The 17,021-nt window shown below is 66.4% G+C and carries 15 protein-coding genes; 9 read left to right on the top strand and 6 right to left on the bottom strand.

Going from position 1 to position 17,021, the window contains the following annotated elements:
• Window positions 1-55 precede the first annotated feature (55 nt).
• From G5S35_RS06940 to G5S35_RS06930, 3 genes are all read right to left on the bottom strand, one after another.
• On the bottom strand, window positions 56-1,060 hold the full coding sequence (locus tag G5S35_RS06940; protein WP_183038770.1) for a sugar kinase: 1,005 nt from the start codon (window positions 1,058-1,060) through the stop codon (window positions 56-58).
• A 68-nt stretch (window positions 1,061-1,128) separates the two neighbouring features.
• Window positions 1,129-1,941 carry a sugar phosphate isomerase/epimerase family protein gene (locus tag G5S35_RS06935; RefSeq protein WP_183038769.1) on the bottom strand — a complete coding sequence of 271 codons (813 nt, stop codon included), beginning with the start codon at window positions 1,939-1,941 and terminating at the stop codon, window positions 1,129-1,131.
• Window positions 1,942-2,127: 186 nt separating this feature from the next.
• Window positions 2,128-3,087, bottom strand: a complete 960-nt coding sequence (locus G5S35_RS06930; protein ID WP_183038768.1) for a LysR substrate-binding domain-containing protein — start codon at window positions 3,085-3,087, stop codon at window positions 2,128-2,130.
• A 113-nt stretch (window positions 3,088-3,200) separates the two neighbouring features.
• Here G5S35_RS06930 and G5S35_RS06925 point away from each other — a divergent pair, with 113 nt between their 5' ends.
• The 5 genes from G5S35_RS06925 (at window position 3,201) to G5S35_RS06905 (ending at window position 8,257) form a co-directional block, all read left to right on the top strand.
• On the top strand, window positions 3,201-4,292 hold the full coding sequence (locus G5S35_RS06925) for a YeiH family protein (RefSeq protein WP_065064702.1): 1,092 nt from the start codon (window positions 3,201-3,203) through the stop codon (window positions 4,290-4,292).
• Window positions 4,293-4,492: 200 nt separating this feature from the next.
• A complete protein-coding gene (locus G5S35_RS06920; protein WP_110329154.1) occupies window positions 4,493-5,227 on the top strand; it encodes a glutathione S-transferase in 735 nt (244 codons plus the stop codon).
• Between the two features lie 202 nt (window positions 5,228-5,429).
• Complete coding sequence (locus G5S35_RS06915) at window positions 5,430-7,187, top strand: ClcB-like voltage-gated chloride channel protein (RefSeq protein ID WP_183038767.1); 1,758 nt, start codon at window positions 5,430-5,432, stop codon at window positions 7,185-7,187.
• A gap of 366 nt (window positions 7,188-7,553) precedes the next feature.
• Window positions 7,554-7,820: a hypothetical protein gene (locus G5S35_RS06910; RefSeq protein WP_065064697.1), complete on the top strand. Its 267-nt coding sequence runs from the start codon at window positions 7,554-7,556 to the stop codon at window positions 7,818-7,820.
• A gap of 206 nt (window positions 7,821-8,026) precedes the next feature.
• Window positions 8,027-8,257: a DUF2795 domain-containing protein gene (locus tag G5S35_RS06905; protein ID WP_065064695.1), complete on the top strand. Its 231-nt coding sequence runs from the start codon at window positions 8,027-8,029 to the stop codon at window positions 8,255-8,257.
• Window positions 8,258-8,276: 19 nt separating this feature from the next.
• On the opposite strand, the gene G5S35_RS06900 is transcribed toward G5S35_RS06905, so the two are convergent.
• On the bottom strand, window positions 8,277-8,909 hold the full coding sequence (locus tag G5S35_RS06900) for a TetR/AcrR family transcriptional regulator (RefSeq protein WP_065064693.1): 633 nt from the start codon (window positions 8,907-8,909) through the stop codon (window positions 8,277-8,279).
• 336 nt (window positions 8,910-9,245) lie between these two features.
• On the opposite strand from G5S35_RS06900, the gene G5S35_RS06895 reads away from it, so the two are divergent.
• The 4 genes from G5S35_RS06895 (at window position 9,246) to G5S35_RS06880 (ending at window position 15,798) form a co-directional block, all read left to right on the top strand.
• A complete protein-coding gene (locus G5S35_RS06895) occupies window positions 9,246-10,406 on the top strand; it encodes an efflux RND transporter periplasmic adaptor subunit (protein WP_074984091.1) in 1,161 nt (386 codons plus the stop codon).
• Entirely contained in the window at window positions 10,403-13,561 is a 3,159-nt protein-coding gene (locus tag G5S35_RS06890; protein ID WP_183038766.1) for an efflux RND transporter permease subunit, read from the top strand. Before G5S35_RS06895 ends, G5S35_RS06890 begins: the two co-directional genes overlap by 4 nt.
• A gap of 20 nt (window positions 13,562-13,581) precedes the next feature.
• Window positions 13,582-15,117, top strand: coding sequence for an efflux transporter outer membrane subunit (locus tag G5S35_RS06885; RefSeq protein ID WP_124263264.1), 1,536 nt, complete (start codon window positions 13,582-13,584; stop codon window positions 15,115-15,117).
• A 258-nt stretch (window positions 15,118-15,375) separates the two neighbouring features.
• A complete protein-coding gene (locus G5S35_RS06880) occupies window positions 15,376-15,798 on the top strand; it encodes a YfiM family lipoprotein (protein WP_124263260.1) in 423 nt (140 codons plus the stop codon).
• 495 nt (window positions 15,799-16,293) lie between these two features.
• Here G5S35_RS06880 and G5S35_RS06875 read toward each other — a convergent pair whose 3' ends face one another.
• The gene (locus G5S35_RS06875; RefSeq protein WP_183038765.1) at window positions 16,294-16,701 is read right to left on the bottom strand and encodes a hypothetical protein; all 408 of its coding nucleotides are present in this window, start codon (window positions 16,699-16,701) and stop codon (window positions 16,294-16,296) included.
• A gap of 6 nt (window positions 16,702-16,707) precedes the next feature.
• Window positions 16,708-16,857 (bottom strand): hypothetical protein, encoded by a 150-nt coding sequence (locus G5S35_RS06870; protein ID WP_161495531.1) that lies wholly within the window; start codon window positions 16,855-16,857, stop codon window positions 16,708-16,710.
• Between the last annotated feature and the right edge of the window lie 164 nt (window positions 16,858-17,021).

Genomic DNA, 17,021 nt, shown 5'->3' with positions numbered 1-17,021 from the left:
CGCCCGGCTTTTGCCGTTTCAGGCTGCTTCGTAGTGATGCGAGGTGTGGCGTGTTTTATGCGGCGTGAGCGGTATCGGTGAGATCGACAGTAGCGGGCGTTTCCTGCGCTTCCTGCGCTTCGAGCGCGTCGAGCTGCGCGCGCGTGGGCAAGCCTTCCGAGTCGCCGATCACCTGCACCGCGAGCGCGCCGATGCGGTTGCCGCGCGCCACCGCTTCGGGCAGCGTGCGGCCTTCGAGCAGCGCGCTGACCACGCCCACGGCGAAACCGTCGCCGGCGCCCACGGTATCGACCACCTTCTCCACCGGCTGCGCCTGCACGTGGCCGTACGCGCCCTCGGCGGTCTCGAAGTACGCGCCTTCCGCGCCGAGCTTCACGACCACGCCGCGCGCGCCGCGCTCCAGATAGAAACGCGCGATCAGCGCGGGATCGTCGGAGCCCGTGAGAATGCGGCCTTCGTTCACGCCTGGGAACACCCAGTCGGCGAGCCGCGCGAGTTCGTTGAGCGTCGCGACCATCTCGGGTTCGGAGCCCCACAGCGTCGGGCGCAGGTTCGGGTCGAAGCTGATCGTGCGGCCCGCTTCACGCATTTCGCGCGCAAGCAGGAACGCGAGTTCGCGCGAGGTGGCGGAGATCGCGGGCGCGACGCCGCTCAGATGCAGATGGCGCGCGCCGAGCACGTAGCCGCGCTTGAAGTCGCCGATCGACAAATGGCTCGCCGCCGAGCCGCGACGGAAATATTCGATGGCGGGATCGCTGCCGTCGTCGCATCGGGACTTGAGCTGGAAACCGGTGGGAAAGCGCTCGTCGGTGGCCACGCATTGCGTGTCGATGCCTTCCTGTTCGAGCACCGCGCGCACGAAGCGGCCAAACGAGTCGTCGCCGACGCGGCTCATCCAGCCCACCTTGAAGCCGAGGCGCGCGAGGCCGGTCGCCACGTTGAGTTCGGCGCCCGCCGCGCGCTTCGTGAACTGCGCGACGCCGTGCAGCGGACCGGTTTCGGCGGCGACGAACATCGCCATCGCCTCGCCATAAGTGATGACATCGAGTGAGTGGTTCATGGAATGCGTTCCTGAATGGAGAGAATGCGGGCCGTTCGTGTGCGTTGAGGTGTGCTTTGAGGCGCGCTTCAGGCGGCGCCGAGCCAGCTCACGTAGCGCGCGGCGTCGTCGGCGAGGCGCGTCTCGTCGAACGGAAATTCGATGCCGCGCGGCACGTCCGACGGCAGGCGCGCGAGTGCGGCGCGGCACAGCGGATCGTCGGCGGTGGGCGCGCAGGGGAAGCGCCGCGCGCCCTCGCCCTGCACGGCCTTGCAGTGGATGTACTCGACGTGCGGCGCGAGCGCCACGGCGGCCATCAGCGGCGCTTCGCCGGTCCATTGCCAGTTGCCGATATCGAACGTCATGCCAAGCAGCCCGTCGTGGCCGCTCGCACGCAGCGCGCGAAACAGCCCGGTGAATTGCGCGAGACGACCGCCCATTTCAAGCTGGCCGTTTTCGACGACCACGCGCGGCAAACGCGTTTCGCTTGCTACGACGTTCGTTGTGGCCTTTGCGGCCTTCGCGCCCAGTTCCGCGAGCACGTCGGCCAGATGCGCCGCGTGCGCGTCGCCGGCGAAACCGCCGAGCTGAAGCTTCACGAACCGCGCACCGAGCGCCTGAGCGCACGCCACCGCCTCGCGCAGCGCGGATGCGTCGAGCGCGCCGTCCTCGGCGTAGAGCGAATCGGGCGTCGACCACACGGACCACATCTGCGCGTCCGCAAATGCCGTGCCGAGGCTGCGCAGCGCGTCGAGGCTGGCGTCGGCGTCGTCCATCAATTCGCGCCGCACCTCGAAAGCGTGCGCGCCGCCCGCTTTCGCGACCTCCAGCCACGTCGCGTGTCCGTCTCGCCGGATCGCCCCGGCGCCGAACGCGCTCGCCACAATTGCCACTTCCGCCATCGTCGTCTTCCTGTTTCCGGGCCGGCCGGAGCGCGATTTGCGCGATCCGGCACCCTTTCTCATTGCTTCATATTTGCTTTGGAACCGGTTCCAATCAGGTTCCGAAAAAAGGCGCGTGAAGCGCCCGATCGATGGCCGAATAGTGCGCCGAGGCGCCGCGCGTCGCCATTGTGGAAATCCCCTAAATCACGGCGGGAACCTGGCCGCCGCGCTGCCGTCATCGGGCGTATCGAGCAGACAGAGTTCAAGAAAGCGCTGGGCGACCCGCGAAGCCGCGCCCGCGTGCGGCACGAGGATCGAAAAGCGCCGCGCCAGTGGTTCCGGGCCGATGCGGATCTGCCCCAGCGCGCCGTCTTCGTGGCGCATCGACATCGCCGAGACGAAACCGATGCCCATGCCCGCGCGCACGGCCTCTTTCACCCCCTCCACGCCCGCGATTTCGAGTGCGACGCGCATGGGCACGGCGGCGCGCGCGAACGCGCGCTCGACGAGCTGGCGCACGCCCGAGCCGTCCTCGCGCAGCACCAGCGGCCAGTCGGCGAACGCGCTCAAGTCGCAGCGCGGCGGTGTCGGTGACGGTGTGGCAGTCGCGCGTTCGCGTTCATCGAGTTGTGCGATCAGCGGATGCCCGCGCGGCACGATGGCCACGATCTCGTCCTCGTGCCACGGATGCACGGCGGTATCGGCGGGCAACTGCTCGCCCACCGGCCCTTCCACCAGCGCGATATCGAGCTGGCCGAGCATGGCGACGACGTCCGAGGTGTTGCCGCTCGCGGTTTCGAGCTTGACGTCGGGATAGCGCCGGTGAAACGCCGCGACCAGATACGGCAGCCGGTAGCTCGCGGGCGTGGTGCTCGCGCCGATGCGCAGCGTGCCGCGTTCGAGCCCGCGCAGCGCGTCACGGAACGCCTGAGCGTCGCGCCAGGTGTCGCGCAGGCGCGCCGCATAGGCCGCGAGCTGCTCGCCGGTGGGCGTGAGCCGCACGCCGCGGCCGTCGCGCTGATACAGCGGCTCGCCGAATTCCTCCTGCAGCAGCCGCAATTGCCCCGACACGGCGGGCTGCGACAGATGCAGCGCCATCGCGGCACGGCTGATGTTGCGGTGCTCCGCGACGGCGGCGAACGTTATCAGTTGCTCCGGGGTCATGGCGTAGATCTATAAGGTTGACCTATATTTTACTTCGTAAATGACGATTATTCATATCGTTATATCTAAATTAGGATTAGCGCATTCGCTCGATACTTAACTGGATAACCGTCATGTCCACCCCATCGACCACGCTTGCGCATTCCCCGTCGTCTACACGCGGCCAACTGAACGGCGTGTTGTTCGTCGCCCTGTTCGCGGCCGCCGTCACGCGCGTCGCCGCGCTGCCCGCCATCGCCAATCTGGGCCTGAGCCCGCTGATCGTCGGCATCGTCGCGGGCGCCGTCTACGGCAACGCCTTGCGCGACGGCATGCCCGAAAGCTGGGCCGCCGGCGTCAACTTCTCGGCGCGCAAGCTGCTGCGCATCGCCGTCGCCTTCTTCGGGTTGCGCGTGAGCCTGCAGGAAATCGCGCAGGTGGGCGTGCCGGGGCTCGTCGAGTCGGTCGCCATCGTCGTGAGCACGCTCGTGATCGGCACGTGGGTCGGCATGAAAGTCATGAAGCTCGATCGCGACACCGCCATTCTCACGGCGGCAGGCAGCGCGATCTGCGGCGCGGCCGCCGTGCTCGCCTTCGAGTCGACGCTGCAATCGAAGCCGCACAAGAGCGCGATGGCCGTGGGCAGCGTGGTGCTGTTCGGCACGCTCTCGATGTTCCTCTATCCGCTGCTGTACCGCGCGGGCTGGCTTCATCTCGACACGGTCGGCGCGGGCCTGTTCTTCGGCGGCACGATCCACGAAGTCGCGCAGGTCGTGGGCGCGGCGAGCAACGTGAGCCCCGAGGCCACGCATATCGCCACCATCGTCAAGATGACGCGCGTCATGCTGCTCGTGCCGGTGCTGCTCGTGCTCGGCGTGTGGCTGAACCGCTCGGCGCGCCAGGCCGTCGCCAGCAAGGCGCACGGTGCGCAGCACGAAGCGCACCACGGCGCCCGCAAGCTCGCGGTGCCCTGGTTCGCGCTCGGCTTCCTCGCGCTGGTGGTGGTGAATTCGCTGCACGTACTGCCCGAAGCGGCCACCTCGACGCTGAACACGCTCGACACCTTCGCGCTCACGATGGCCATGACCGCGCTCGGCATCGAAACGCGCGTCTCGCAGATCCGCCAGGCCGGTCCGCGTGCGCTGACGACGGGGTTCATCCTCTACGTGTGGCTGACGCTCGGCGGCCTCGCGATCACCTGGGGCGTGGAGCGTCTGTTCGGATGACCCGCGCATGATCCGCGGCCGAGCGGGAGCCGCCCGCGCCGCCCTTCCCGTCAGCGCCAACAGCGCCGTCAGCCCCGCCCGCCGCGGGGCTTTTGGCGTTTGTGCGCCGGGGGCACGCGCAATCCAGGCGCGCCGGTTGCGAGCCATACTGTCCACTGCCGCCCGACGTTCAGGCGGCGGCTCGACCAGGGGGACGACCGATGGCATACGAACTGTATTACTGGGACGGCCTGCAAGGCCGGGGCGAATTCGTGCGGCTCGCGCTGGAAGAAGCGAAGGCGCCGTATATCGACGTGGCGCGCGGCTCGAAGGACGATGGCCAGGGCATCGGCGCGATGATGGCCGAACTGGACAGCGACGACCCGTATCCGCCCTACGCGCCGCCGTTTCTGAAGGACGGCGAGCTGATCGTGCCGCACGTGGCCAACATCCTGTTCTACCTTGGGCCGAAGCTCAAGCTCGCGCCGCGCGACGAGGGTCTGCGGATCATTGCGAACGGCTTGCAATTGACGATCGCCGATCTGGTGACCGAAGCACACGACACGCATCATCCGATCGCGAGCGGCCTCTATTACGAGGACCAGAAAGACGAGGCGAAGGCGCGCTCGAAGGATTTCATCGCGCATCGCATTCCGAAATTCATGGGCTATTTCGAGCGCGTGCTGGCGCAGAATCCCGACGGGCCGCGCCACATGGTCGGCAACGCGCTCAGTTACGTCGATCTTTCGATGTTCCAGATCGTCGAAGGGCTGCGCTATGCGTTTCCGAAGGCCACGAAACATTTCGCCGATCACTATCCGCACGTGGTCGCGCTGCACGACGCGGTGGCGGCGCGCCCGCACATCGCCGCGTATCTGGCTTCGGAGCGGCGTTTGCCGTTCAACGAGACCGGCATTTTCCGGCACTACCCGGAACTCGACCACGCCGTGCGCTGAACGCCAGGCGGCGCTGCCGGCGCTTCCCGCGCCCGCCCGCCTGCTATCGGGCTGACGCAGCGCATGCCGCGCGCTGTGCGGCCCCGGCGTTCGCGACGCCCGCGCGCCGCCGCGACGTTATCCTCGCTTTATCGACGCTTTCGCACGCACGCCGCCCCGCGCGCGTGCGATCCTGTTCACCTGTTCAATCCGTCTGCCTGCCGTGCTGTCATTCCTGCTGAAACTGCGCACCCGCGCCCGCGATCTCTTTCGCCTCTCCGACGCCCACACGATGCTGATCTGGTCGGTCATCGTCGGCGTGGCCGGTGCTTTTGCGACCGTGCTGTTTCGCGAAGGCATCGCGCATCTGCAGATTCTGTTCACGGGCAGCGAAGGCAGCTTCGTCGAGATGGCGCGCCGTCTGCCGTGGCACACGCGCATCTGGCTGCCCGCGGCGGGCGGCTTTATCGCGGGCTGTCTGCTGCTCGTCGCCAAACGCAGTTCGGCGGGCGACGCCGCGGGCGGCGGCAGCAAGCCGATCCACACCGACTACGTGGAAGCCGTGGCGATCGGCGACGGCGTGATGCCGGTCGGCAAAAGCATCTGGCGCAGCGTTTCGTCGCTGTTCACCATCGCGAGCGGCGGCTCGATCGGCCGCGAAGGCCCGATGGTGCAACTCGCCGCGCTGGCCGCCTCGCTGATCGGCCGCTGGGTGCACTTCGATCCGCAGCGGCTGCGTCTGCTGGTGGCGTGCGGCGCGGCGGCCGGTATCACCTCGGCGTACAACGCGCCGATCGCGGGCGCGTTCTTCGTCACCGAAATCGTGCTCGGCTCGATCGTGATGGAGAGCTTCGGGCCGATCGTGGTTTCTTCCGTGGTCGCCAACATCACCATGCGCGAGTTCGCGGGCTACAAGCCGCCGTACGAGATGCCGGTGTTTCCGCCCGTGACGGGCATCGAGGTGCTGCTGTTCGTCGCGCTCGGGCTGCTGTGCGGCGTGCTCGCGCCGCGTTTTCTCTCGCTGCTCGACGTCGCCAAGGCGGGCTTCGGCAAGCTGGCGATTCCGCTGCCCGCGAAACTCGCACTCGGCGGCCTCGTCTGCGGCGTGATTTCGGTGTGGACGCCCGAAGTCTGGGGCAACGGCTACAGCGTGGTGAATTCGATCCTGCATTCGCCGTGGACGTGGACCGCGCTCGCGGCGGTGCTCGTCTTCAAGCTGATGGCGACGGCGGCGACAGTCGGCTCGGGCGCGGTCGGCGGCGTGTTCACCCCGACGCTGTTCATGGGCGCGGTGGTCGGCTGCCTGTTCGGCCAGGGCATGCACGCGCTGTGGCCGCACGGCACCTCGGCGCCGTTTGCGTATGCGATGGTCGGCATGGGCGCGTTCCTCGCGGGCGCGACCCAGGCGCCGTTGATGGCGATCCTGATGATCTTCGAAATGACGCTCAGCTATCAGGTCGTGCTGCCGCTGATGCTGTCCTGCGTGGTCGCGTACTTCGTCGCGCGCGCGACCGGCAAGAAGTCGATGTACGAAATCACGCTGCATCGAAATCGCGAGGAAGCCGAGCGTCTGCGCCTGCGCGCCACGCAGATGCGCGAACTCGTGCGCCCCGCCGACACGGTCGTGCGCGCCGGGGCGACGGTGCAGGAAATGACGCGCGTGTTCCTCGAATATCCGGTCAAGTATCTTTACGTGACCGACGACGACGGCCGCTTCCTCGGCGCAGTCGCGCTCGCCGACATCACGAACGACCTGCTGCAAAAGCGCGATACCTCGAACAAGCATGCCTGCGACTACCTCAAGGCTTCGTTCGACGTGCTGACGCCCGACATGCCGCTCGCTGTTGCGTTGCAGCATTTCATGTCGTTTCAGGGCGAGCGTCTGCCGGTGATCGAAAGCGCGCAACAGCCCAAACTCGCGGGCGTGGTCTATAAGACATCGCTGCTCGATGCGTATCAGCGGCTGAACGCCGAGCGCTGAGGCCGCGTGGCGGTGCGCGCCTGTAGCGCCTCGCCTCTCGCGTTTTGCAGACCGATCGATGAAAAAAGCACGCGCGTTCGCGACGCGCGCAGGCTTTTGCTGCCATTATGAGCAGGTCGCTCGCGCGTGTGCGCGGGCCGGCGGTCACAGCCGGTTTCTCCAGCCGGCCCCTCGTCGCACAGGCCGCCTCGCCCGCCGTTCGCACGCGCCGCGCTGAGCCGCTTCGCTGCTGGGGTTGCCGTGATGTTTGCCATCGTCGGCGCGCCTTCGGCACGCGGTCGCCGCATCGCACGGACGCAGGGGCGCACTGTCGCGGTACGGCACTTGCTGTGGCCTTCGGGCCGCATGAGGAAAGGAGGTCGAGCGATGAAAACCTCGACGCTGTTGACCACTGTGTTGCTGTCCGCGTCGTGTTTTGCCGCGCCGGTGCACACGCATGATGCCCAGATCGACCGCGCCAGCGCACACGCGATGGAGCCGTCCACACGCTCTCCGATGGCCGACGTGCCCGTCGCGCCACCCGCGCCCGACGTGCCCGCCGCCACGAGCACGCAGCGCTGGGAATATCTGACCCTGCCCAAATCGCACCGTCTCGATCACGCGCTCACGCCCGACGTGCATCTGCAGACCTGAGCCGCGCGCCCGCGTGGGCTGAAACGGGCGGCGGGCGGCCGCGCACCCTGCGGCGGGTTTCGACGTGGATTGTGTATGCTTGAGCCGCGACGCCCGTGGACCGAAACGCATATCTGATCGGCTCCGGCTGGATGGCCGGGCCGTATCCAGAAACCGCCATTGAACCGATTTCCGACACTTCAGCCCGTTCAGCAAGGATTCAACGCATGTCCGCCTCCCGCCTCCCCGAAGAACCGATCGACCTCCAGTTCACCGACGTCCTGCGCGAAGTGCGCTGGCCCGCCAACAAGGACGATCTCGTGGACGCCGCACGCGCGGCGGGCGCCAGCAACGAGGTGCTGGCGATTCTCGACGGCATGCCCGAGCAGGATTACCGCGACGTGGCCGCGGTCACGGCGCTCATCGGCAGCAACTACGGCCCTGGCCTCGGCATTTGAGGCACGCCGCGCGCACGCGTCAGGCGTCGCGACCGAAGACCACGCGCGCGAAGAAGCGGCCCAGCACTTCCTCCACCACCGGCGGCGTTACATGCTGCGGATCGGCCGTGGCGAGAAACTGCACGCCGTCGCACAGGCCCATCAGCCCGAGCGCCATGAGATCGGGCGCGATCGTCACCGGCGTGCCGACGCGCGCCGAAAACTCCGCGATATACGCGCCGAGCCGCTCGCGCTTTTCCTTCATGAAGGCGTTGAAGCGCGCCCGGAAACGCGCGTCGCGCGCCGCGAGCAGCTTGGCTTCCACCCACAGCAGAAACATCTTGTTGTCCTGCGGCAAGCGGCTGTAGAAAGTCAGCACGCGCGCTTCCATTTCCTCGCGCGAGGCGGGCGTTTCGAAGATCGAACGCAGCTCGCCTTCCATCGCTTCGTGATCGCGCCGCAGCAACACCACGAGCAATTCCGCCTTGCTGCCGAAGTTCGAGTAGAACGCGCCGCGGGTGTAGCCGGCCGCGACCGCGATGTCTTCCACGCTCGCGCCCACGAAACCCTTCTTCATGAACATGGCCTGCGCGGCGTCGAGCAGGCGCTCGCGCGTCTGGTCGCGGCTTTCTTCGCGGGTAAGGCGCTTGCGCCCGGTGGTCTGGCGTGCCATGGCGTGTCGATAACGATGCGAGAAACGAGGTGGGGACCTCGATGGAAAACGTCGCCGGAACGATGCGTCCCGGATGGAAAGGCGATCGCCGAAGTCTAGCACTGAATCATTCTTCGGATTCAATCGTGTATTCAGATACAACGTTGTATTAGAATGCAAACCATCATCTGAGATCGGTTGACGCGCAGCGGAGGAGACATCGAGGCGCGTCCCGCGCCACGCGCGGACAGACTCAGCGGCGGCGCGGCGTGTCCGGTGCATTCGATCCGGCCCGGCGCGCGTTCCAGGCGTGTCGAGGTCCAAGTGAATCGTTGCGGTCGTGGCGCATCGAGCAGGATGCGCGGGCAGTGCCCCGTTTTCGTCGAATCCCCTTCCACTCTGCGCCGGGCCGTGCGCCGCCTTGCGGGCGTCGCCGCGTGCTGCGCGCTCGCGGGCCTCGCGGCTTGCGGCAAGCACGAGGCCGCCGCGCCCGGTCCGCGCCCGGTCGTGTCGATGACCGTGCATCCGGACGCGCACGGCGCGAGCGCCAGCTATCCGGGTACCGTGCAGTCGCGCAACGCCACGCCGCTGTCGTTCCGCGTGAACGGCAAGATCATCGAGCGCAACGTGCGGCTAGGCGACAGCGTGAAGCCCGGCCAGGTGCTCGCGCGTCTCGATCCGGGCGATTACGACAAGAACGCCGCGAGCGCGCAGGCGCAGTACGACGCCGCGGCGCATCGCTACGTGTTCGCCAAGCAGCAGCTCGATCGCGACACCGCCCAGTCGCAAGCCAACCTCATCGCCCGCGCGCAGTTCGAGCAGACCCAGGACGCGTATGCGTCGGCGCTCGCGCAACGCGACCAGGCCAAACAGCAGCTCGCGCTCGCGCAGGATCAGCGCCGCTATACGCAGCTGGTTGCCGACCACGCGGGCGTGATCACCGCCGAAAACGCCGACACCGGCCAGAACGTGCAGGCGGGGCAAGCCGTCTATCAACTGGCCTGGACCGGCGAGATCGACGTGGTGAGCGATCTGCCGGAAAACGCCATCGCGGGCCTGCATACCGGCGATACGGCCCAGGTCACGCTGCCCGCGCTGCCGGGCCGCCGCTATGCCGCGAACGTGCGCGAACTCGCGGCCGCCGCCGATCCGCAAAGCCGCACGTGGCGCGTCAAGCTCACGCTCGAACATCCCGACGCCGATGTGCGTCTCGGCATGACCGCGAACGTCGCGCTGGCGGCAAACAACGCGAACAACGCGCCCCAGGACGCATACACGGTCCCGGCCACCGCCCTCTTCCACGACGGCAACGCGCCCGCGCTCTGGATCGTGCAAGGCGCGGACAACGTGCTGCAACTGCGCCGCGTGAGCGTCTCGCGCTACGACGCGCGCACCATCACCGTGACGAACGGCCTCAAGGACGGCGAGCGCGTCGTCGTGCAAGGCGTGCACACGGTCACCGTCGGCGAAAAAGTGCACCCGATTGCGCCGCTGCATCCCGAGGACTTCGCGTCATGAGCGAGGTGCCCGAGCAGGAACACGACCGCGAGCCAGGCGCGGATCATCAGGAAGGCCGCTTTAATCTCTCCGCCTGGGCGCTGCGCCATCAGGCGCTGGTGATCTTCGTGATCGCGCTCGCGACGATCTTCGGCGCGCTCTCGTACACGCGTCTTTCGCAGTCCGAGGATCCGCCCTTCACGTTCCGCGTGATGGTGATCCAGACCTTCTGGCCCGGCGCGACCGCGCGCCAGGTCGAGGACGAAGTCACGAGCCGCATCGGCCGCAAGCTCCAGGAAACGCCGTATATCGACTTCCTGCGCAGCTATTCGCGTCCGGGCGAGTCGCTGGTGTTCTTCACGATGAAGGATTCCGCGCCCGTCAGCGAGGTGCGCGAAACGTGGTATCAGGTGCGCAAGAAGGTCGGCGACATCGCGCCGATGCTGCCGCAAGGCGTGCAAGGCCCGTTTTTCAACGACGAATTCGGCGACGTCTACACCAACATCTACACGCTCGAAGGCGACGGCTTCTCGCCCGCGCAACTGCACGACTACGCCGACAAGCTGCGCGAGGAACTGCTGCGCTTGAAGGACGTGGGCAAGGTCGATTATTTCGGCGACCCGAACCAGCGCATCTACATCGAAATTCCGAACGCGCAGCTCACGCGCCTCGGCATTTCGCCTACGCAGATCGGCCAGGTGATCGGCGCGCAGAACAGCGTCGCGGCCTCGGGCACGCTCACCACCGCCGACGACCGTGTGTTCGTGCGCCCGAGCGGCCAGTTCACCGACCTCAAGACGCTCGCCGACACGCTCATCACCGTGAACGGCCACAACTTCCGGCTCGGCGACATCGCCACGATCCGGCGCGGCTACGACGATCCGCTCGCCACGCAGATGCGCTACGACGGCAAGGCCGTGCTCGGCATCGGCATCACAATGCAGCCGGGCGGCGACGTGATCCGGCTCGGCAAAGCGCTTGACGCCCGTATCGACACCTTGCGCGCCGAACTGCCCGCGGGCCTCAAGCTTACCGAAGTGTCGAGCATGCCCGACGCGGTCTCGCATTCCGTCGACGACTTCGTCGAAGCCGTGGCCGAAGCCGTCGGCATCGTGCTGGTCGTGAGCCTCGTCTCGCTGGGCGTGCGCACGGGCATGGTGGTCGTCATCACGATTCCGATCGTGCTGGCCGTCACCGCGCTCGTGATGTTTCTGTTCGACATCGGCCTGCACAAGGTCTCGCTCGGCACGCTGGTGCTCGCGCTCGGCCTGCTCGTCGACGACGCGATCATCTCCGTCGAAATGATGGCCGTGAAGCTCGCGCAGGGCTGGAACCGCACGCGCGCCGCCGCCTTCGCGTACACGAGCACGGCGTTCCCAATGCTCACCGGCACGCTCGTGACCGTCTCGGGCTTTTTGCCGATTGTGCTGGCGAAGTCGAGCACGGGCGAATACACGCGCTCGATTTTCCAGGTGTCGGCGATTGCGCTGATCGCGTCGTGGTTCGCGGCCGTGGTGCTGATTCCGCTGCTCGGCTACCGCCTGCTGCCCGAGCGCAAGCGTGACGCCAATGCGCCGCACGACGAGCATCACGAAGACGACATCTACGACACGCGTTTCTACCATCGGCTGCGCGGCTGGATCGGCTGGTGCATCGAGCGCAACTTCGTCGTGCTCGGGCTCACGCTGGTGCTGTTCGTGGTCGCGCTCGCGGGCTTCACGCTGATCCCGCAGCAGTTTTTCCCGAGTTCCGATCGCCCCGAACTGCTCGTCGACGTGCGGCTGCCCGAAGGCGCATCGTTCGACGCGACGCTGCGCCAGGCGAAGCGACTCGAAGAAGCGCTCAAGGGCCGTCCGGAAATCGATCATTCGATCGACTTCGTCGGCACCGGCGCGCCGCGTTTCTATCTGCCGCTCGACCAGCAATTGCAGCAGCCGAATTTCGCGCAGTTCGTCATCACGGCGAAGTCGGTGAAGGATCGCGAGAAGCTGGCAGAATGGCTCGAAACCAAACTGCGCAACGATTTTCCAGCGGTGCGCACGCGTCTTTCGCGGCTGGAGAACGGGCCGCCCGTCGGCTATCCGGTGCAGTTCCGCGTGAGCGGCGACGACATCGCGACCGTGCGCGGCATCGCCGATCGCGTGGCCGCGGCCATGCGCGCCGACAAGCGCACCGAAAACGTCAGCTTCGACTGGGACGAACCGGCCGAACGCTCGCTGCACTTCGAGATCGATCAGCAGAAGGCGCGCGCGCTCAATGTGAGTTCGCAGGATGTCGCCAACTTCCTGCAGATGACCTACTCCGGCTACACCGTCACGCAGTATCGCGAGCGCGACAAGCTCATCAGCGTCGATCTGCGCTCGCCGCCCAACGAGCGCGTCGATCCCGCGCACATGCTCTCGCTCGCCATGCCCACGCCAAACGGCCCGGTGCCGCTCGGCGCGCTCGGGCATCTCGAGAACACGCTCGAATACGGCGTGATCTGGTCGCGCGACCGGCAGCCCACCATCACCGTGCAGTCCGATGTGCGCCAGGGCGCGCAAGGGATCGACGTCACCCATGCGTTGCAGAAAACGCTCAAGTCGATCCAGGCCACGCTGCCGACGGGTTATCGGATCGAAGTGGGCGGCTCGGTCGAGGAAAGCATGAAAGGCCAGACGTCGATCTACGCGCAGTTGCCGATACTCGTGATCGCCGTGCTCACGCTGCTGATGATCCAGTTGCAAAGTCTGTCGCGCGTGATGATGGTCGTGCTGACGGCGCCGCTCGGGCTGATCGGCGTGGCCGTCGCGCTGCTGCTGTTCAACGAGCCGTTCGGCTTTGTCGCGATGCTCGGCGTGATCGCCATGTTCGGCATCATCATGCGCAACTCGGTGATTCTCGTGGATCAGATCGAGATGGATATCCGCGCGGGGCATCCGCGCTTCGACGCCATCGTGGGCGCGACCGTGCGGCGTTTCCGCCCGATCATGCTGACGGCGGCGGCCGCCGTGCTCGCGCTCATTCCGCTCGTGCGCTCTAACTTCTTCGGGCCGATGGCCACCGCGCTGATGGGCGGCATCACGAGCGCCACGGTGCTCACGCTGTTCTTCCTGCCCGCGTTGTACGCGACCGCGTTCCGCGTGCGCAGCAGCGAAACCGACCAGCCTCAAGCGAACGCGGGGAAAGCATCATGACCATTTCCACGCCGACGAAGATGGGCGAGGCCGTACGCGCGGCCCGGCGCACGGCCGCTGCCTCGCGCCTGCGCCTGAGCGCGGCGGCCCTGGCGGCGCTGCTCGCGAGCGCCTGTTCGTGGGGGCCGGACGGCAAGCCGCCCGCAATGCCGCAGCCCGCGCATTACGGCGCCGAGCCGCAAGCGGCGCAGACGGTCGCCGCGCAAGGCGTCGCGCAGCAGTTCGATGTGGGCGCGCAGCCGGTGCCGCAGTGGTGGACGCTCTACGACTCGCCGCAGCTCGATGCGCTCGTCGAGGAAGGCCTCGCGAACAGCCCGAATCTCACCGCGGCCGATCACAGCCTGCAAGCCGCGAAGGAACAGTTGCGCGGTCAGATCGGCAGTTCGATGCTGCCGACAGTCGATGCACTCGGCACCGCGCAGCGCCAGCGCGCGCCCGGCATACCGCAACTCGGCATCGACAAGCTCCAGTACGACGTGTTCGCGGGGCTCGTCGAAGTGCGGTACTCGTTCGACCTGTTCGGCGCGACGCGCCTGAACAACGCGGCGCTCGCCTCGCGCGTGAACATGCAGGTGTTTCAGTTCGAGTCGGCGCGACGCGCGCTGGCCGCCAACATCGTCGCGAGTGCGCTGGGCGCGGCCACGCTGCATGCGCAGATCGACACGACCGTGCAGTTGATCGCGCTCGCCAACGCGCAAGCCGACGAAATGCAGAAACGCTACGCGCTCGGCGCCGTGTCGCACACCGATTTGCTGAATGCGCAGCAGAGCGCGGCGTCGCTGGCGGCCAACCTGCCCGGCCTGCGTCAGCAATGGACGGCGATGCGCCACGCGCTCGCCGTGCTGCTCGGCCGCACGCCCGACAATGCGCCGCCCGATCTCGATCTCGCGAGCCTGCATCTGCCGCAGCAGGTGCCGGTGGTGGTGCCGTCGGAACTGCTGAAAACGCGTCCCGACATCGAGGCCGCGAGCGCGGCGTTGATTGCCGCTTCCGCCGACGTGGGCGCGGCGACGGCGCAGATGTTCCCGAGCATCACGCTCTCGGCGGGCCTCGGGCAGGCGGGCTTCAGCTGGCCGGTGGTCACGTCGGGCGTAGGCGCGCTGTGGGCGATCGGCGCCTCGCTCACGCAACCGATCTTTCACGGCGGCGCGCTGGTCGCGCAGCGGCGCGCGGCGCTGCAGACCTATGATGCGGCCAACGCGTCGTACCGGCAGACCGTGCTGGCGGCGTTCCAGGACGTGGCCGACCGGCTCGCCTCGCTGGAGCACGACGCGCAGGCGCTCGATGCGGCGAGCACCTCGGCGCAGGCCGCCCAAGGCGTCTACGACGACACCAACGCGCGCTACAAGCTCGGCGCGCTGCCCTACTACGCCGTGCGCCAAAGCGAGCAGCAATGGCGCAATGCGCGTCTCGACGAGATTCGTTATCGCGGCGCGCGTCTGTCCGACACGGCGGCGCTGTTTCAGGCGATGGGCACCCCGCCGTCGGACAATCCCGTTTCTTCTCCGAAAGCGGCCGCCGATGCCGCTGCATCGGCCTCCGCGGTGAGCAACTGATACGCACCCCGCGTTTCGCATGATTCGTTGAAAAGCGCCTGAAACAGGCGCTTTTCACGTTTTTCTGTCAGAAAAATCGCAGGACTCTTTTTGGGATGTGGCTGCTACACTCCCCGTCACATCAGCTCATCGCAAAATAATTCATTAGTGATGCTGATAAAAATAATGACTGATCGGAGCGTTTAAGGGCGTGGGCTGTGCATCGTCGCATCGCGTGCATGGTCGCGTCCGCGGACCACAACCTCGAGCATGACGACCATGACTGCCTTCTTCCGATACACGATCTCGCTCGCGCTGCTCATCGCCGTCAGTCACGCGGCGTACGCAGGCATCGATTGCGCCGGCTCGCGTGGCGGCTTTCGCTTCCAGAACCACGATAGCTGGACCGGCACGGACAAGCTCGAACACTTCGGCTTGTCCGCGCCATTCGGTGCAATCGGTGGCTGGCTCGCGCGCGATACCGGACATCCGGTGATCTACGGCACATTGATCGGCACGGTGCCGGGCTTGCTGAAAGAGGCGTTCGACGGCACCTGCCGCAGCGACGGATTCTCGTACAAGGACCTGTTCGCGGACGCGCTCGGCGCGCTCACAGGCGCGTGGCTCACGCACTGGGGGTTGATGTTCTCGCGTACAACGCATAGCCAAACCTTCGGTCTGCGATACGACAGCGTGTTTTGAGGCGCAATCTGCCTTGCGCGGCTGTTGAGCGCCGGTGCGCTCGACCTCTGAGCGTGCGGAACAAGTGGCTTGCAGCGCGAGCCAGAACGACAGGGAGACCCGATGGCCGGCCGGTACCGCAATGCCACCTACCGCCAGTACCTGCCGCAGGAGCTGCTGGATGAGCTGCGCGCGATCTCGCACGACGCACGGGCCCATGCAGCAGATCGTGCGTGTGGCGTTGTGCCGGTTTCTCAGCTAGCCGAGTATTTGCTGCCCAATGTGTACGGGCTGGCCAAGGACACAAATACCGATGCAGCGTTGCGCCATCGCATCTTCGAGTCTCTGGCGCACTATGCCCTGCTCGATCCCGCCACGGAGAAAGGCAACGCCGAGGGTGGCGGGCGTGTGATCTTCAACATCCCCCAGGGCATACGAGGCATGCAGCATGTGACGGGTGAAATTCTGCCTTCCGCCTCACGGCGTAGGGATAACGTGATTGAATTGCCGCCCCACTTAGAGCTGTTTAAGTTTGCCTTCGCCTTCGGGAAGCCAGGTTTCGTCCACGCCAGAGCTGACATTAAAAAAGCCTACGCGGTGGCGCGCCGCAAGATCAAACATGGTCGCGTAGGCTAGTTCTGCCTTGCTCCAGGCGAAGGCCACATAGATCACATCGCGACCCATGCAATAGTCCGTCAGCAGTGCTTCGTCTTCAGGATCGACTTCTGGCGCGAGCGGTCCATTCATGGCATGGAACATCTGGATCATGTCCATCATCCAGTTTCGCAGTGCGTCGGAACTGATGGCAGGATCGTTGTAGCCATGGTCCTCGGTCCATTGGGTCTGTTCGCGATACCACGCCATGAATGCTTCCGGCTCTACTGGCGCGCGCGTCGCTTCAAAAACCATCAGGTCATAGCTCAAGGTGCATCACCTGTTTTGTTTGGATTGAGTCGCGAATGATACCCCTGCCATCGACGACATACCCTCGCCCACGGTTTTGCGCTTCCCTTGCAGCACCACCTTCATCAAGGCGATTGCAGGCTCACCGGGCGACGGCAAGTCGGTCAGCGCATACATGGACGGCTTGCTGCGCGTACCCAGCGCGCGTCAAGACAGTTGACATTGCTCAACAGTCAGACTGCATGCGCGGTGGGCTTCAGAAAGGTGTCACAGGCGCGGGGCGTGAAAACGCCTCCACGAGCAGTGCGATCGATCGATGTTGCGTTAGCGGTGTGTATAGC

The sequence above is a fragment of the Paraburkholderia tropica genome (genome assembly GCF_014171495.1).
In the GTDB taxonomy this organism is placed as follows: Bacteria; Pseudomonadota; Gammaproteobacteria; order Burkholderiales; family Burkholderiaceae; genus Paraburkholderia; species Paraburkholderia tropica.
The sequence above is the reverse complement of the archived record's forward strand: the minus strand, read 5'-3'. Positions and strand labels throughout refer to the sequence as shown.

What these genes read in the sequence shown, in the direction of transcription:
- G5S35_RS06940 (WP_183038770.1), bottom strand. Translation starts at nt 1,060, where the DNA reads ATGAACCACTCACTCGATGTCATCACTTATGGCGAGGCGATGGCGATG.
- G5S35_RS06935 (WP_183038769.1), bottom strand. Translation starts at nt 1,941, where the DNA reads ATGGCGGAAGTGGCAATTGTGGCGAGCGCGTTCGGCGCCGGGGCGATC.
- G5S35_RS06930 (WP_183038768.1), bottom strand. Translation starts at nt 3,087, where the DNA reads ATGACCCCGGAGCAACTGATAACGTTCGCCGCCGTCGCGGAGCACCGC.
- G5S35_RS06925 (WP_065064702.1), top strand. Translation starts at nt 3,201, where the DNA reads ATGTCCACCCCATCGACCACGCTTGCGCATTCCCCGTCGTCTACACGC.
- G5S35_RS06920 (WP_110329154.1), top strand. Translation starts at nt 4,493, where the DNA reads ATGGCATACGAACTGTATTACTGGGACGGCCTGCAAGGCCGGGGCGAA.
- G5S35_RS06910 (WP_065064697.1), top strand. Translation starts at nt 7,554, where the DNA reads ATGAAAACCTCGACGCTGTTGACCACTGTGTTGCTGTCCGCGTCGTGT.
- G5S35_RS06905 (WP_065064695.1), top strand. Translation starts at nt 8,027, where the DNA reads ATGTCCGCCTCCCGCCTCCCCGAAGAACCGATCGACCTCCAGTTCACC.
- G5S35_RS06900 (WP_065064693.1), bottom strand. Translation starts at nt 8,909, where the DNA reads ATGGCACGCCAGACCACCGGGCGCAAGCGCCTTACCCGCGAAGAAAGC.
- G5S35_RS06895 (WP_074984091.1), top strand. Translation starts at nt 9,246, where the DNA reads ATGCGCGGGCAGTGCCCCGTTTTCGTCGAATCCCCTTCCACTCTGCGC.
- G5S35_RS06890 (WP_183038766.1), top strand. Translation starts at nt 10,403, where the DNA reads ATGAGCGAGGTGCCCGAGCAGGAACACGACCGCGAGCCAGGCGCGGAT.
- G5S35_RS06885 (WP_124263264.1), top strand. Translation starts at nt 13,582, where the DNA reads ATGGGCGAGGCCGTACGCGCGGCCCGGCGCACGGCCGCTGCCTCGCGC.
- G5S35_RS06880 (WP_124263260.1), top strand. Translation starts at nt 15,376, where the DNA reads ATGACTGCCTTCTTCCGATACACGATCTCGCTCGCGCTGCTCATCGCC.
- G5S35_RS06870 (WP_161495531.1), bottom strand. Translation starts at nt 16,857, where the DNA reads ATGTATGCGCTGACCGACTTGCCGTCGCCCGGTGAGCCTGCAATCGCC.